Here is a 16,340-nt window from a genome sequence, read left to right as displayed (position 1 = left end):
GATGGCCTCCTTTTTCGGTAATGAAGGGAGCCCCTGACCGGAGCTCCCTCAAATCTTCGCTTATGCGTATTTCGCCTGGATCTCGTCCGAGATGTTCTGCGGAACCGGATCGTAGTGGTCGAACTGCATGGTGAACTGGGCACGGCCCGACGACATCGAACGCAGTGTGTTGATGTAGCCGAACATGTTGGCCAGCGGAACGAACGCATCGATCGCGATTGCATTGCCGCGCGGTTCCTGACCAGACACCTGGCCACGACGCGAGGTCAGGTCGCCGATGATACCGCCGGTATATTCTTCCGGGGTGATCACTTCGACCTTCATGATCGGTTCCAGCAGTTTCGCGCCAGCTTTGCGCATACCTTCACGCATACACATACGGGCCGCGATTTCGAACGCCAGAACGCTCGAGTCAACATCGTGGAACTTACCGTCGATTAGGGCAACCTTGAAGTCGATCACGGGGAAGCCAGCCAGCGGGCCGCTGTCCATGACCGAGTTGATGCCTTTTTCAACACCGGGGATGTATTCCTTCGGAACTGCACCACCAACGATGCGGCTTTCGAACGAGTAACCCTCGGCAGGCTCGGTCGGCGAGATGATCATCTTCACTTCAGCGAACTGGCCCGAACCACCCGACTGTTTCTTGTGGGTGTAGGTATGTTCGACTTCGTGACCGATGGTCTCACGATAGGCCACCTGCGGTGCACCGATGTTGGCCTCAACCTTGAACTCACGCTTCAGGCGGTCAACCAGGATGTCCAGGTGAAGTTCGCCCATGCCTTTCATGATGGTCTGACCCGATTCCAGATCAGTTTCCACACGGAAGGACGGGTCTTCGGCGGCCAGACGGGCCAGACCCTGGGACATCTTCTCTTGGTCACCCTTGGTTTTGGGCTCAACCGCGATCTCGATCACCGGATCGGGGAAGGTCATGGTTTCCAGAACCACCGGATCCTTCGCGTCACACAGGGTGTCACCGGTGGTGGTGTCTTTCAGACCCGCCAGCGCGATGATGTCGCCTGCAAACGCTTCTTCGATCTCTTCCCGGTTGTTCGAGTGCATCATCATCATACGACCGATGCGCTCTTTCTTACCTTTGGTCGAGTTCAGGATCGAGTCACCCTTGTTCATAGTGCCCGAGTAGATCCGGGTGAAGGTCAGCGAGCCAACGAAGGGGTCGTTCATGATTTTGAACGCCAGACCCGAGAAAGCCATGTCGTCATCGGCACGACGCGCGATGTCACGAATTTCTTCTTCGTCGCCGGGTTTGAAGCCCATGTAATCGACAACGTCCAGCGGGCTGGGCAGATAGTCGATCACAGCGTTGAGCAGCGGCTGAACGCCTTTGTTCTTGAACGCCGAACCACCCAGAACCGGAACGAACGCGATGTCCAGGGTGCCTTTGCGCAGCAGGGCGCGCAGGGTCGGAACGTCGGGCTCATTGCCTTCCAGGTATTCCATCATCGCGTCGTCGTCCATTTCGACGGCCGCTTCGATCATCTTGCCGCGCCATTCGTCAGCCATGTCTTTCAGGCTGTCGCGGATCGGAGCTTTGATCCAGCTTGCGCCCAGATCTTCGCCCTGCCACAGCCACTCTTCCATGGTGACCAGGTCGATCAGACCTTCCAGCTCGGACTCGGCACCGATCGGAATACCAACCGGAACAGCGCGTGCGCCGGTGCGGTCTTCGATCATGTTGACGCAGTTGAAGAAGTCAGCGCCGATCTTGTCCATCTTGTTGACGAAAACCATACGCGGAACCTTGTAGCGGTCAGCCTGACGCCACACGGTTTCGGTCTGGGGCTCAACACCGGCGTTTGCGTCCAGAACGCAGACGGCACCGTCGAGAACCGCCAGCGAACGTTCAACTTCGATGGTGAAGTCAACGTGGCCGGGGGTGTCGATGATGTTCAGGCGGTGCTTCGGCGTTTCTGCGGTCTGACCGTCCTCGGTGCGCTCCCAGAAAGTGGTGGTCGCAGCCGAAGTGATGGTGATGCCGCGTTCCTGCTCCTGCTCCATCCAGTCCATGGTGGCTGCACCATCGTGCACCTCACCGATGTTGTGGGATTTGCCAGTGTAATACAGGATACGCTCCGAGCAGGTGGTCTTACCTGCGTCGATGTGCGCCATGATACCGAAGTTACGGTACAGTTCGAGAGGATATTCGCGTGACATTTGTCTAAGCCTCTGGGATTACCAACGGTAATGGCTGAAGGCTTTGTTCGCCTCGGCCATCTTGTGGGTGTCTTCGCGTTTCTTGACGGCAGTACCGCGGGACTGAACAGCGTCCAACAGCTCGCCTGCAAGGCGCTCTTCCATGGTGTTTTCGTTGCGGCCGCGCGCAGCAGTGATCAGCCAGCGGATGGCCAGTGCTTCGCGGCGCTCGGGGCGCACTTCGACCGGAACCTGGTAGGTTGCACCACCAACCCGGCGCGAGCGAACCTCAACCGACGGTTTGATGTTGTCGAGCGCTTCGTGGAACACTTCGACAGGAGCGCGCTTTACCTTGTTCTCAACGCGGTCAAACGCGTTGTAAACGATGCGCTCTGCGACCGACTTCTTGCCGTCGATCATCAGGTTGTTCATGAATTTGGTCAGTACCTTGTCGCCAAATTTGGCATCAGGCAGGACTTCGCGTTTTTCGGCGGCGTGACGACGTGACATATCAGCCTCTCCTTCTTACTTGGGACGCTTCGCGCCGTATTTCGAACGACGTTGCTTACGATCTTTGACGCCCTGAGTATCCAGAACACCGCGCAGGATGTGGTAACGCACACCGGGAAGGTCTTTTACACGGCCGCCACGGATCAGAACAACCGAGTGTTCCTGCAGGTTGTGGCTTTCACCGGGGATGTACGAGATGACCTCAAACCCGTTGGTCAGGCGCACTTTGGCAACCTTACGCATCGCCGAGTTCGGCTTTTTAGGTGTGGTGGTGTAAACACGTGTGCAGACGCCGCGTTTCTGCGGGCACTGCTCCAGGTGCATGGACTTTGAGCGTTTTACTTTGGGCTGCCGCGGCTTGCGGATCAGCTGTTGAATAGTTGGCATTCCGGTTTCTTCCCCGTTTTGCAACACACATGACATGCACGCGGCTGCGTGCGGTTAAATTCGCTGCACTTATGCGTCCACAAGCGCAAAACCCGCGAGCGTTCCCATTCCGAGGTGAACGTCGCGGTTTGTTATCAGAGGGCGCGAACGATAAAAGTGTCCGGGCCTTGACCAGTTCATTACTGAAATCGGTTACGGGGCGGCCCCCGGTACCGAGATGTCGCGCGTAATAGGGGGAGTCGGCCCGAGTGTCAACAGCCATGCAACAAAGGCGAGTGGCACATCAAGATATCAGCCATTTATCAGGATTGGGCTGGGAATTCCACTGTTCGCCCGCATTGCGGCTTATACCTACCGCGTGCATAGTGGTCGCGTCCCGCTATCCATTGGATGATCCATGCAAGTCATTGGCCTGTGCCGATTTTCATTCCCTGCCCTCGGCGATTTCCAAATCGAACACGACACGGTCAAAGAGCGGCGCCGCCATTTATACCACCCTACCCGTCTGGAAGAGCGGTTTCGCCTGTTTGAATCCCTAACCCTGCCCAGCTTTCGCGCACAGACCGATGAGGATTTCCAGCTTCTGATCGCCGTCGGAGAGTGTCTTCCGAAGGCGGCGCTCGACCGCCTCAAAGATCTAACCACTGACATCAAGCAGGTTCAGATCATCCAAAGAGCAGTCGATCCGGATCAGAAACACCGGCAAGTCATGAAACAAATCCTTCAAATCGCGCGCTCGCATCCAGACCGGCCTTGTCTTCAATTCCGTCATGACGATGACGACAGCGTTTCCATAGATTTCGTGGAAAAACTCCGAGAAGCAGCAGATGACGGCGCAGGTTTGATCAAGAAAAATCAAGCGATCGGGATAGATTTCAACAACGGGTATCAGGCCAGTTTTAGACCCGCAGGTACGCACGCTGCGCAGGTCTACAAGTCTTTGCTCGGGGTTGGACTGGGCATGTTGGTCTCGGGCGAATGCACTCACACAATCATAAGCTTCACCCATAACCGGATCGGACGTTTCATGCCGATTATCAGCTATCCGGACCGACCAATGTGGATCAGGTCACTGAACAACTCCAACGACTCGCCACGCGCAGGGAAACAGAAGGCGCAACTTGCTCCGATAACACCTAAGATCGAGACCGAATTTGTCAGACGTTTTGCGATAGACCCGGGTTTCTTGCGTTTGCCTCAATCCTCCGCCTGACGCGATCGTTCGCGGAACAGTGTGAACATCCCTGCCCCGACGACCAATGCCGCGCCAAACAGGGTAATCGAATCGGGCCAGTCGCCAAATACCGCCCATCCAAGCCCCAGCGCCCAAAGCAGACTGGAATAGCGGAATGGAGCAATAAATCCGACCTCGCCCACGCGCATCACCATGACGCTGAACAGATACCCCATCAAAACAAAGACCGCGGCACTGGCGACCATCGCACCTGATGCGGTCGAAACCGGCACCCACCCCTCAAAGACTGACACGATTGCAGCAACAGAGGTGATAGAAAGCGATGTTGCCAACGTCACAACCATGGATGGCACTTCTGCGGACATGTGTCGCGTGATAAGATCACGGGCCGTAACCGATGCAACCGCAATCAGTGCATAAATGGCGTAAATGCTGAAGCCATCCGGGCCGGGCCGAACGATCAGCAACATTCCAACAAATCCCATTGCAATCGCGACAATCCTCCGCCACCCGATTTTTTCCTGAAAAAACAACGCAGCGCCCAGGGTCACAGTCAAGGGTAACGCTTGCAACACCGCCGTTACATTGGCCAACGGCATGTGCATTAACGCAGTCAGGAAGAAGAATGTCGCCGACAATTCGGCAAGGCATCGAAACACAACCAACCACTTATCGTGGCGGGAAAAATCCAAATGAAGCGCCCCAAGATGGCGTGCAAGAAAGAACACGAGAATCGTTGCCAACGCCCCTCGTGTGGTGACCAACTGGAACAGCGGCATATCCTGCCCCACCACCTTCACGAGCGTATCGTTGACAGTAAAGGCAGCCATGCTGCCCATCATCAGCAAGGCGCCCCTTAGATTTGGTGTCATTCTGGTTTCGCCCGATCCCACTACAATGTGCCCATTGGCCAATCAGGCAAACCCAATGTCAACTCTGCAATGGATAATCAGCCATCGCAGGTGAGTCAGGATGGACCTAGAGGCTGACTTTGACCGGTACATTGCTATTTTGAAGTGCGGTCAAACTGAAGAGGTGCACTGTGATTGAGGGCCTGAGCCATATTACATTCATCACCCGAGATCTGGACAAGATGGAAGAGGTACTGACAACAATTCTGGATGCCAAAAAAATCTACGACAGCGGCGATCGGACTTTCTCGCTTTCAAAAGAACGTTTTTTCGATATCGGGGGTGTTTGGGTCGCGATTATGGAGGGCGATCCACTGTCCGAAAAAACCTACAATCACGTCGCGTTCAAGATGGGTGTAGATGAGTATGACGACAGATTGCAACGCATCCGGTCGCTGGGCCTTGAAATCCGGGAGGGTCGATCCCGCGTACCCGGGGAAGGGCAATCAATCTATTTTTATGACTACGACAACCATATGTTTGAACTGCACAGCGGTACGCTGGAGGAACGATTAAAACGGTACGCCGCGGGCTAAATAAAAAAGGCCCCGCAATTTTGCAGGGCCTAATTTGTTTTATGCTGCGGTGCTTATTCACGGCTTTCCGGTGTTTCCACCAGAACGTCCAGCTCATCACCGACCATATCGTCGTCGAATGTCGGAGCGGCCAAAGCAGCGGCCGCTTCGGCCTCTTCCCGGCGGGCTTCGATAACCACGTTGTCACGCGACTGCGCGATGTGGCGCACGGCCTGAGTGGCCCCACCGGTACCGGCGGGGATCAGGCGACCAACGATGACGTTCTCTTTCAGGCCAACCAGCTTGTCTTTCTTGCCTTGAACCGAAGCTTCGGTCAGCACGCGGGTGGTTTCCTGGAACGACGCCGCCGAGATGAACGAACGCGTCTGCAGCGAGGCTTTGGTGATCCCCAAGAGGATCGGCTCGCCCTGCGCCGGACGACCGCCGCGCGAGATGGTTTTCTCGTTGGCTGCGTCGAACTCCTGCTTGTCGACATGCTCGCCTTTTAGCAGGGTGGTGTCGCCTGAATCCAGGATCTCCCACTTCTGCAGCATCTGGCGCACGATGACTTCGATGTGCTTGTCGTTGATCTTCACGCCCTGCAGACGATAAACGTCCTGCACTTCGTCGATCATGTAATCCGCCAGCGCTTCGACGCCCATAATGGACAGGATGTCATGCGGAGCCGGGTTACCGTCCATCAGGTATTCACCCTTCTGGATGAAGTCCCCTTCGGCGACCGGGATGTGCTTGCCCTTGGGCACCATGTACTCGATGGTCTCCATGGACTCGTCAGCCGGTTCGATGCTGATGCGGCGCTTGTTCTTATAGTCGCGGCCAAAGCGCACGTAACCATCGGCTTCTGCGATGATCGCGTGATCTTTCGGACGGCGGGCTTCGAACAGTTCGGCCACACGCGGCAGACCACCGGTGATGTCCTTGGTCTTAGCACCTTCACGCGGGATACGCGCGACAACGTCACCGGCTTCGATCTGCTGACCATCTTCGACCGACAGGATCGCATCCACCGACATCGGATAGTGAACCGGGTTGCCCGCATCGTTGCGGACCGGCTCGCCATCTTCGCCGACCAGAATGATCTCGGGCTTGAGGTCGCTACCTTTGGGGGCAGCGCGCCAATCGATCACGATCTTCTGGGTCATACCAGTTGCATCGTCGGTCTCATCGCGGACAGCGATGCCCGAAACAAGGTCAACGTACTTCGCAGTACCGGCTTTCTCGGCGATGATCGGCAGGGTGTAGGGATCCCATTCGAACAGCTTGTCGCCACGGGCCACCTTGGTGCCGTCCTTGACAAACAGCTTGGAACCGTAGCCCAGCTTGTGGCTGGCACGCTCTTCGCCGTGTTCGTCGCTGATCACCAGCTTCATGTTCCGGCCCATAACGAGGCTTTCGCCTGCGGCATTGACCAGAATCTGCGGGTTCTCGAAGGAAACGACACCTTCCTGGCTGGCTTCCTGGAACGACTGCTGACCACCTTGCGCAACACCACCGATGTGGAAGGTCCGCATGGTAAGCTGTGTACCGGGTTCACCGATGGACTGCGCGGCGATGATGCCGACAGCCTCACCTGTGTTCACCATGGTACCGCGTGCAAGGTCACGACCGTAGCAGGTGGCGCAGACGCCTTCCTCGGACTCACAGGTCAGAGGCGAGCGGATACGCATCGAAGCAACACCGGCTTCGTCAATGGTGTCCGCCATGCGTTCGTCGATCAACTGACCTGCAGCGACCAGAACCTCGTCCGTACCCGGACGCAGAACGTCATCGGCAGAGACACGGCCCAGCACGCGTTCGGCCAGCGAGGCAACAACCTCGCCGTCGTTCACGGCGGCTTCGGCAGTGATCGCACGCTCGGTACCACAGTCGATCTCACGAACGATGCAGTCCTGAGCGACATCCACCAGACGACGGGTCAGGTAACCCGAGTTCGCTGTCTTCAGAGCGGTATCCGACAGACCCTTACGGGCACCGTGGGTCGAGTTGAAGTACTCGAGAACGGTCAGACCTTCCTTAAAGTTCGAGATGATCGGTGTCTCGATGATGTCACCGTTCGGCTTGGCCATCAGGCCGCGCATACCGCCCAGCTGTTTCATCTGAGTAACCGAGCCACGCGCACCGGAGTGGGCCATCATGTAGACCGAGTTCGGTTCCTGATCCGACCCGTCTTCGGCTTTGGCAACGTCCGAGATGGTGCTCATCATCGCCTCGGTGACGCGGTCGTTACACTTCGACCAGGCATCGACAACTTTGTTGTACTTTTCGCCCTGAGTGATCAGGCCGTCCATGTACTGCTGTTCAAAGTCCTTCACCTGACCGCGAGTGTCATCAACGATGCCCCACTTGTCATCGGGGATGACCATGTCGTCCTTACCGAACGAGATGCCCGCCTTGAACGCTTCTTTGAAGCCCATCGACATGATCTGGTCACAGAAGATAACCGACTCTTTCTGACCGCAATACCGGTAGACGGTGTCGATCACCTGCTGCACTTCTTTCTTCCGCAGCAGACGGTTGACCAGTTCGAACGGTGCCTTGTTGTTCATCGGCAGCAACGCACCCAGACGCAGACGGCCCGGAGTGGTTTCGAAACGCTTCTGAACTTCGTTGCCTTCGTCGTCGATCTGCGTGATCCGCGCGGTGATCTTGGTGTGCAGATGCACTTCACCCGCGTCCAGCGCGTGCTGAACTTCTTCGATCGAGCCAAAGACCTTGCCTTCGCCCGGCATGCCTTCGCGTTCCAGGGTCACGTAGTAGAGACCCAAGATCATATCCTGCGACGGAACGATGATCGGCGCGCCGTTTGCAGGCGACAGAACGTTGTTCGTCGACATCATCAGAACACGCGCTTCTAGCTGCGCCTCAAGGCTCAGCGGCACGTGAACGGCCATCTGGTCACCGTCAAAGTCGGCGTTAAAGGCCGAACAGACCAGCGGGTGCAGCTGGATGGCTTTACCTTCGATCAGAACCGGTTCAAACGCCTGAATGCCAAGACGGTGCAGGGTCGGCGCACGGTTCAGCATGACAGGGTGTTCGCGGATCACCTCGTCGAGGATATCCCACACTTCGGGACGCTCTTTCTCGACCAGTTTCTTCGCCTGTTTCACGGTCGAAGACAGACCCTTGGCTTCAAGGCGCGAGTAGATGAACGGCTTGAACAGTTCCAGCGCCATCTTTTTGGGCAGACCACACTGGTGCAGCTTGAGTTCCGGACCGGTCACGATGACCGAACGGCCCGAGAAGTCGACGCGCTTACCCAGAAGGTTTTGACGGAAGCGACCCTGCTTACCCTTCAGCATGTCCGAAAGCGATTTCAGCGGACGCTTATTGGCGCCGGTGATCACGCGGCCACGACGGCCATTGTCGAACAGAGCATCGACGGATTCCTGCAGCATCCGCTTTTCGTTGCGGACGATGATGTCAGGTGCGCGCAGTTCGATCAGACGCTTCAGACGGTTGTTCCGGTTGATGACGCGGCGATACAGATCGTTCAGATCCGAAGTCGCAAAACGACCACCATCCAGTGGAACCAGCGGACGCAGTTCCGGCGGAATCACCGGGATTACGGTCATCACCATCCACTCAGGCCGGTTGCCCGACTCAAGGAAGGATTCAACAACCTTCAGACGCTTGATGATCTTCTTCGGCTTCAGTTCACCGGTTGCTTCGGCCAGATCAGCACGCAGCTGTTCGGCTTCGGCTTCCAGATCGATCTGGGCCAGCATCTCACGGATAGCTTCGGCACCGATGTTCGCGGTGAACGCGTCCATGCCATAGGCATCCTGCGCGTCCATGAACTCTTCTTCGGTCAGCATCTGACCATAGGAGAGGTCGGTCAGACCGGGCTCGATGACGACATAGTTTTCAAAGTACAGAACGCGTTCCAGATCGCGCAGCGTCATGTCCAGCATCAGACCGATGCGGGACGGCAGCGATTTCAGGAACCAAATGTGTGCGACGGGCGCGGCCAGCTCGATATGACCCATACGCTCGCGGCGGACTTTCTGCAGGGTGACTTCCACACCGCATTTCTCGCAGACAACGCCGCGATATTTCATCCGCTTATATTTACCGCACAGACATTCGTAATCTTTGATCGGGCCAAAGATACGCGCGCAGAACAGACCGTCACGTTCGGGTTTGAACGTCCGGTAGTTGATGGTTTCGGGTTTCTTGATCTCGCCATAAGACCAAGAGAGGATCCGTTCCGGGCTGGCCAATGAGACCTTGATCTCGTCAAAGACCTTAGGCGGCGTCAGCGGGTTGAACGGGTTATTGGTAATTTCCTGGTTCATTTTGCGTCCTTACAAATTGGGATGGGATGAGTTTGGGGCGTTGCCGCCCCTACTCTTCCTCCGCATCCAGGAGTTCCATATTCAGGCCGAGGCCACGGACTTCTTTAACCAGAACGTTGAACGATTCCGGTACGCCCGCTTCAAAGTTATCCTCGCCCTTGACGATCGACTCATAGACCTTGGTCCGGCCGGCGACGTCATCCGATTTCACGGTGAGCATCTCCTGCAGGGTGTAGGCGGCGCCGTAAGCTTCCAGTGCCCAGACCTCCATCTCACCAAAGCGCTGACCACCGAACTGTGCCTTACCACCCAGCGGCTGCTGGGTAACCAGGCTGTACGGCCCGGTCGAACGCGCGTGGATCTTATCATCCACCAGGTGGTGCAGTTTCAGCAGGTACTTGATGCCCACGGTTACCGGACGCGCGAATTGCTCACCGGTACGACCGTCAAACAGGACCGACTGACCGCTTTCCGAGAAGCCCGCACGCACCAGCGCGTCGTTGACGTCTGCTTCTTTGGCACCGTCAAAGACCGGGGTCGCGATCGGAACACCGCGGGTCACGTTGCCCGCCGCCTCGATCAGGTGACCCTCGTCCATGTCGGCAATGCCTTCTTCATAGACATTCTCCCCATAGGCCAGCTTCATCGCTTCGCGCACCGGGGTCAGATCGCCGGAGCGGCGGTATTCACCCAGTGCCTCGTCGATGTTCAGCCCCAGACCGCGCGCGGCCCAACCCATGTGGGTTTCAAGGATCTGACCAACGTTCATACGCGAAGGCACGCCCAGCGGGTTCAGACAGAAGTCAACCGGCGTACCATCGGCCAGGAACGGCATGTCTTCCATCGGAACAACCTTGGAGATCACACCTTTGTTCCCGTGACGACCGGCCATCTTGTCGCCCGGCTGCAGCTTACGCTTAACGGCGATGAAGACTTTGACCATCTTCATCACACCCGGCGGCAGGTCGTCGCCACGGCGAACCTTCTCGACCTTGTCTTCGAAACGGGCGTCCAGAGCACGCTTGAGCACTTCGTACTGCTCGTTCAGCGCTTCGACGATCTGTGCGTCCTTCTCGTCTTCCAGCGCCAGTTGCCACCACTGACCACGGGTCAGGGTTTCCAGCAACTCTTCGGTGATCACCGACCCTGCCTTGACGCCTTTCGGGCCTTTGACAGCAGTTTTACCCAGGATCAGGCCTTGCAGACGCGCATAGATGTTACGGTCCAGGATCGCCAGCTCGTCGTCCCGGTCACGGGCCAGACGTTCGACTTCTTCACGCTCGATCTGCAGCGCACGCTCGTCTTTCTCGACGCCGTGACGGTTGAAGACACGGACTTCGACGACCGTACCGTAATCACCCGGCTTCACGCGCAGCGAGGTGTCGCGCACGTCAGATGCTTTTTCACCAAAGATGGCGCGCAGCAGCTTTTCTTCCGGGGTCATCGGGCTTTCGCCCTTCGGAGTGATCTTGCCGACCAGAATATCGCCCGGCTCAACATCCGCTCCGATGTAAACGATGCCCGCCTCGTCGAGGTTACGCAGCGCTTCTTCACCGACGTTCGGAATATCGCGGGTGATCTCTTCCGGACCCAGCTTGGTGTCACGGGCGGCGACTTCAAATTCCTCGATATGGACCGAGGTAAAGACGTCATCACGCGCGATACGCTCCGAGATCAGGATCGAGTCTTCGTAGTTGTAACCGTTCCAAGGCATGAACGCGACGACCACGTTCTTACCCAGGGCTAGTTCACCGATATCGGTGGACGGACCATCGGCAATCACTTCACCTTTGCCGACCGTGTCGCCTACTTTCACCAGCGGACGCTGGTTGATGCAGGTGTTCTGGTTCGAACGCTGGAACTTGCGCAAACGATAGATGTCAACGCCAGCGTCGCCCAGCTCCAGATCTTCGGTGGCACGGATAACGATACGCTGGGCATCGACCTGGTCGATGATACCGGCACGTTTCGCCTGGATCGCAGCGCCCGAGTCGATCGCAACCTTTTCCTCGATCCCGGTACCGACCAACGGCGCCTCGGCCCGCAGCAGCGGAACCGCCTGACGTTGCATGTTCGAGCCCATCAGAGCGCGGTTGGCGTCGTCATTTTCAAGGAACGGGATCAGCGATGCGGCAACCGAAACCAACTGTTTCGGCGACACGTCGATCAAGTCCACATTCTCGCGCGGGGCAAGCGTGTAGTCACCGGCCTGACGGGTCGACACCAGATCGTTGATAAACTTGCCATCGGCATCCAGCGTCGCGTTCGCCTGCGCCACGGTGTGACGCATTTCCTCGGTGGCGGACATGTAGTGAACCTCATCGGTCACCTCGGCGTCTTTGACGACGCGGTACGGTGTTTCGATGAAGCCATACTTGTTCACGCGGGCAAAGGTGGCCAGCGAGTTGATCAGACCGATGTTCGGACCTTCCGGCGTTTCAATCGGGCACATCCGGCCATAGTGGGTCGGGTGTACGTCGCGCACCTCAAAGCCCGCACGCTCACGCGTCAGACCACCGGGGCCAAGCGCCGAGAGACGGCGTTTGTGGGTGACTTCCGACAGCGGGTTGGTCTGGTCCATGAACTGCGACAGCTGCGACGAGCCAAAGAATTCGCGAACAGCGGCGGCGGCCGGCTTCGCGTTGATCAGATCCTGAGGCATGACGGTGTCGATCTCGACCGACGACATACGCTCTTTGATCGCGCGCTCCATGCGCAGCAGACCGACGCGGTACTGGTTTTCCATCAGTTCACCGACCGAACGCACACGACGGTTGCCGAGGTGGTCGATATCGTCCACGTCGCCTTTGCCATCGCGCAGCTCAACCAGCGCCTTAATGCAAGCCACGATGTCTTCGCGGCGCAGGGTGCGCAGGGTGTCAGGCGCGTCCAGTGCCAGACGCATGTTCATCTTCACGCGACCAACGGCGGACAGGTCATAACGCTCGCTGTCGAAGAACAGGGTGTCGAACAGGGCCGAGGCCGCTTCGACGGTGGGCGGCTCGCCCGGGCGCATGACGCGGTAGATGTCCATCAGCGCGCTTTCACGGTTCAGGTTCTTGTCCTGAGCCATGGTGTTGCGCATGTAGGGGCCTACGTTGACGTTGTCGATGTCCAGAACCGGGATGTCGGTGATACCCGCATCCATCAGGTCCTTGACGGTGCCGCCGATCAGGTCGCCGTCCTTGTCGTACTCCAGCGTCAGCTCATCACCGGCTTCGACATAGATCGCGCCGTTTTCTTCGTTGATGATGTCCTTGGCGACGTACTTTCCGACGATGTTATCGAAGGGAACCAACAGGTCGGTGACGGCACCTTCGTCGATCAGTTTCTTCACCGCGCGCGGTGTAACCTTCTTGCCCGCCTCGGCAATCACTTCACCGGATTTCGCGTCGACCAGATCATATGTCGGACGAGTACCGCGCACACGTTCAGGGAAGAACGGCGTGACCCAACCCTTCTTCTTATCCAGCTTGTAGGACACGGTGTTGTAATACGCGTCCATGATCGCTTCCTGATCCAGACCCAGCGCATAGAGCAGGGTCGTCACAGGCAGTTTGCGGCGACGGTCGATACGGGCGAACACGATGTCCTTGGCGTCGAACTCAAAGTCCAGCCAGCTGCCGCGATACGGGATGATGCGGCAGGCAAACAGCAGCTTGCCCGAGGAATGAGTCTTGCCCTTGTCGTGGTCGAAGAACACACCAGGGGAGCGGTGCATCTGGGACACGATCACACGCTCGGTGCCGTTCACAATGAACGTCCCGTTCGGTGTCATCAGGGGCATATCGCCCATGAATACGTCCTGTTCTTTGATGTCTTTGACCGATTTGGCGCCGGTGTCCTCATCGACATCAAACACGATCAGACGCAGGGTGACCTTCAGCGGCGCGCTGTAGGTCATATCGCGCTGCATGCACTCTTCGACGTCGTATTTGGGTTTTTCCAGATCGTATTTCACGAACTCCAGAACGGAGGTTTCGTTGAAATCCTTGATCGGGAAAACCGACTGGAACACACCTTTGATGCCTTCGCCGTCTGTGGGCTGTTCTGCATCGCCGGAGCGCAGGAAAAGGTCATAAGAAGATTTCTGGACCTCAATGAGGTTCGGCATCTCCAGCACTTCGCGGATTTTGCCGTAATATTTACGAAGACGTTTCTGGCCAAGGAACGTTTGAGCCATGTCAGATGTCACCTTTCGATGTTCTCAGCGGGCAAAGACACCGTCGGGCCCCGGCATCTTGCACATTCGAGACGACACGTCCGGATCAATTCGTGGCCACCGTCCCGAAGGTGGCCTCCCGATCCGAAAACCGTGTCTTAGAAAACGCCCCAGATAATGAGGCCCTTTCTAAGACAGGTTCGGCTGGACCCGGATTTCTCCGGGCCCAGCCAAAATTTGCGGCGCATCAGCGATGCACCTGTTGGTTGGCTTAGGCCAGCTCGACTTCGGCGCCAGCTGCTTCCAGCTTGCCTTTGACTTCTTCGGCTTCGTCTTTCGACACGCCTTCTTTGATCTTGCCGCCAGCTTCGACCAGTTCTTTGGCTTCTTTCAGGCCCAGACCGGTGATGCCGCGAACTTCTTTGATCACGTTGATTTTCGAAGCGCCGGCGTTCTTCAGAACGACGTCGAATTCGGTTTTTTCTTCCTCAGCTGCGCCACCGGCGTCGCCACCAGCTGCGACCATTACGGCACCACCAGCTGCGGGCTCGATGCCGTATTCGTCTTTGAGGATGGTTTTCAGTTCTTGTGCTTCCAGCAGGGTCAGACCCACGATGCTTTCTGCGAGTGCTTTCAGATCAGCCATTGTATTAGCTCTTTCCGTTTTACAGTGTGTGTTCCAACGTCAGGGGTATTCCCCTACGCAGATCATTCAGTGCCAACCGCTTACGCAGCTTCCGCCTTCTCTTCGATGGTGGAAAGGATGCTTGCGATGTTGCTTGCAGGTGCGCCAATCGCGCCGGCGATGTTCGAAGCAGGTGCGCCAATGCAGCCAACGATCGAAGCAATAAGCTCTTCACGAGACGGCATTTTCGAAACTGTTTCGACGCCTTTGCGGTCCAGAGCGTTCTCGCCCATAGCACCGCCGAGGATCTCAAAATTCTTGTTATCCTTGGCGAAGTCCTCGGCCACCTTGGCTGCTGCCACAGGGTCCTCGGAATAGGTCAGAACGGTCATCCCTGTCAGCAGGTCGGCCATGCTTTCACACGGCTTACCCTCAAGGGCGATTTTGGCGAGCCTGTTCTTGGCAACACGCACGGCACCACCCGCGTCACGAGCACGTGCGCGAAGGTCCTGCATCTCGGCAACTGTCAGACCGGCGTAGTGCGAAACCACTACGACGCCAGAGCTTTCGAAGATTTGGCCGAGTTCCTCGACCACTTTCTCTTTCTGGGCTCTATCCACAGTTCTCTCCAAGTTAGGGGCGATATCTCACCCCGGCTCATATTTGCCGCAGCTTACGCTCCGGCGTTCAGGTCCGTTGTTACGGGATGGGCCAAAACTCGCCCGAGGATCGTGACCCTCAGAATTCTTTGGTCTTACCCGTCTCAGGCAGGGAATTAAGGGGCCGCATGGCACCACCCACCGTCTTGGACGAAACAAAATAAAGCGCACGACGAATCGCACGCTTTATTCCGCAAGTCTACTTAGGACAGATAGGCCGGGTTTCCAAGAGGTAAATTGCACCTATGGGTGCGTTTCGAACGTTCAGAAATAAGCATACTTTCGGTGCAACTCTCATACACGGTAGATAACGAGGACAGCCAAAGCGACTACGAGAGAAAGACCTTTGAACCTTTGTAGTAACGGGTTGCTATGCTCCACCTTTTTTCTGCCCACCAAACACAAGCTCAAAGCGATTGCGACGTTTGTAGCGCCTATTATCACTTCGAATTGGTGTATTGCACGCTTTCCAGTGCTGAATGCAGCCGAGATCCCTTTTGTCTTTTTGGTCTCCACCAAATCTGTTCGTAACTGCTGGACAAGTGAACGTTATCATTGACGCCTGTGCACTGATCAGAAACCTGCCGATACCAAACTACTACTTTGAAACTGTGGCTAGATAGCCTCTGACGAAAACTTGTAACACGGGGTCCGGTCTGGGTGTGTTGGAGGCGGCGTAGTTGTCAGATCGAACTGCCAGGAGGCAGCACATACACAAAGCTGCGCGCAGCTTGTCATTGTCGGGAACGCACTCCAATTCAGTCCGCACCATAGGGGCAGATGCAACGCTTACATTTGCCCCACTGAGCATCTGGTTATGAGCCTGACGAGGTGAAGACGTTAATCAATTGATCCAGTGGATCAATTGTAGTCTGAACGGGCTGTACTTAGATTTTCTGACAC

10 protein-coding genes are annotated in these 16,340 nt (G+C 56.8%); 2 read left to right on the top strand and 8 right to left on the bottom strand.

Translation table 11 applies throughout. The features are described from left to right. Positions 1-60: 60 nt before the first annotated feature. Genes fusA through rpsL form a run of 3 tightly spaced genes read right to left on the bottom strand, consistent with a single transcriptional unit; the run spans position 61 to position 3,054 of the window. The gene (gene fusA, locus G7G_RS0110460; RefSeq protein ID WP_010441205.1) at positions 61-2,178 is read right to left on the bottom strand and encodes an elongation factor G; all 2,118 of its coding nucleotides are present in this window, start codon (positions 2,176-2,178) and stop codon (positions 61-63) included. 18 nt (positions 2,179-2,196) lie between these two features. Beyond that, positions 2,197-2,667, bottom strand: a complete 471-nt coding sequence (gene rpsG / locus G7G_RS0110455; protein ID WP_010441203.1) for a 30S ribosomal protein S7 — start codon at positions 2,665-2,667, stop codon at positions 2,197-2,199. A 15-nt stretch (positions 2,668-2,682) separates the two neighbouring features. Further along, positions 2,683-3,054: a 30S ribosomal protein S12 gene (gene rpsL, locus G7G_RS0110450; protein ID WP_005621086.1), complete on the bottom strand. Its 372-nt coding sequence runs from the start codon at positions 3,052-3,054 to the stop codon at positions 2,683-2,685. Between the two features lie 397 nt (positions 3,055-3,451). Here rpsL and G7G_RS0110445 point away from each other — a divergent pair, with 397 nt between their 5' ends. Then, on the top strand, positions 3,452-4,267 hold the full coding sequence (locus G7G_RS0110445; RefSeq protein WP_010441192.1) for a putative rhamnosyl transferase: 816 nt from the start codon (positions 3,452-3,454) through the stop codon (positions 4,265-4,267). Here the strand turns inward: G7G_RS0110445 and G7G_RS0110440 are convergent. Further along, complete coding sequence (locus G7G_RS0110440; protein ID WP_010441190.1) at positions 4,252-5,121, bottom strand: DMT family transporter; 870 nt, start codon at positions 5,119-5,121, stop codon at positions 4,252-4,254. The two genes, G7G_RS0110445 and G7G_RS0110440, sit on opposite strands and share 16 nt — an antisense overlap. A 170-nt stretch (positions 5,122-5,291) precedes the next feature. On the opposite strand from G7G_RS0110440, the gene fosX reads away from it, so the two are divergent. Beyond that, positions 5,292-5,696: a FosX/FosE/FosI family fosfomycin resistance hydrolase gene (fosX, locus tag G7G_RS0110435; protein ID WP_010441187.1), complete on the top strand. Its 405-nt coding sequence runs from the start codon at positions 5,292-5,294 to the stop codon at positions 5,694-5,696. A 53-nt stretch (positions 5,697-5,749) separates the two neighbouring features. On the opposite strand, the gene rpoC is transcribed toward fosX, so the two are convergent. The 4 genes from rpoC to rplJ form a co-directional block, all read right to left on the bottom strand. Further along, positions 5,750-9,991 carry a DNA-directed RNA polymerase subunit beta' gene (rpoC, locus tag G7G_RS0110430; protein ID WP_010441185.1) on the bottom strand — a complete coding sequence of 1,414 codons (4,242 nt, stop codon included), beginning with the start codon at positions 9,989-9,991 and terminating at the stop codon, positions 5,750-5,752. Positions 9,992-10,040: 49 nt separating this feature from the next. Continuing rightward, positions 10,041-14,174: a DNA-directed RNA polymerase subunit beta gene (rpoB, locus tag G7G_RS0110425; protein ID WP_010441183.1), complete on the bottom strand. Its 4,134-nt coding sequence runs from the start codon at positions 14,172-14,174 to the stop codon at positions 10,041-10,043. A 250-nt stretch (positions 14,175-14,424) separates the two neighbouring features. Next, positions 14,425-14,799 carry a 50S ribosomal protein L7/L12 gene (rplL, locus tag G7G_RS0110420; RefSeq protein ID WP_010441182.1) on the bottom strand — a complete coding sequence of 125 codons (375 nt, stop codon included), beginning with the start codon at positions 14,797-14,799 and terminating at the stop codon, positions 14,425-14,427. Positions 14,800-14,879: 80 nt separating this feature from the next. Next, positions 14,880-15,398, bottom strand: a complete 519-nt coding sequence (gene rplJ / locus G7G_RS0110415) for a 50S ribosomal protein L10 (RefSeq protein WP_010441181.1) — start codon at positions 15,396-15,398, stop codon at positions 14,880-14,882. Positions 15,399-16,340: the final 942 nt, after the last annotated feature.

It is taken from the genome of Ruegeria conchae, from assembly GCF_000192475.1.
Lineage (GTDB): Bacteria > Pseudomonadota > Alphaproteobacteria > Rhodobacterales > Rhodobacteraceae > Ruegeria > Ruegeria conchae.
Note: the sequence above shows the minus strand (reverse complement) of the source record. Positions and strands in the feature narration are given on the sequence as shown.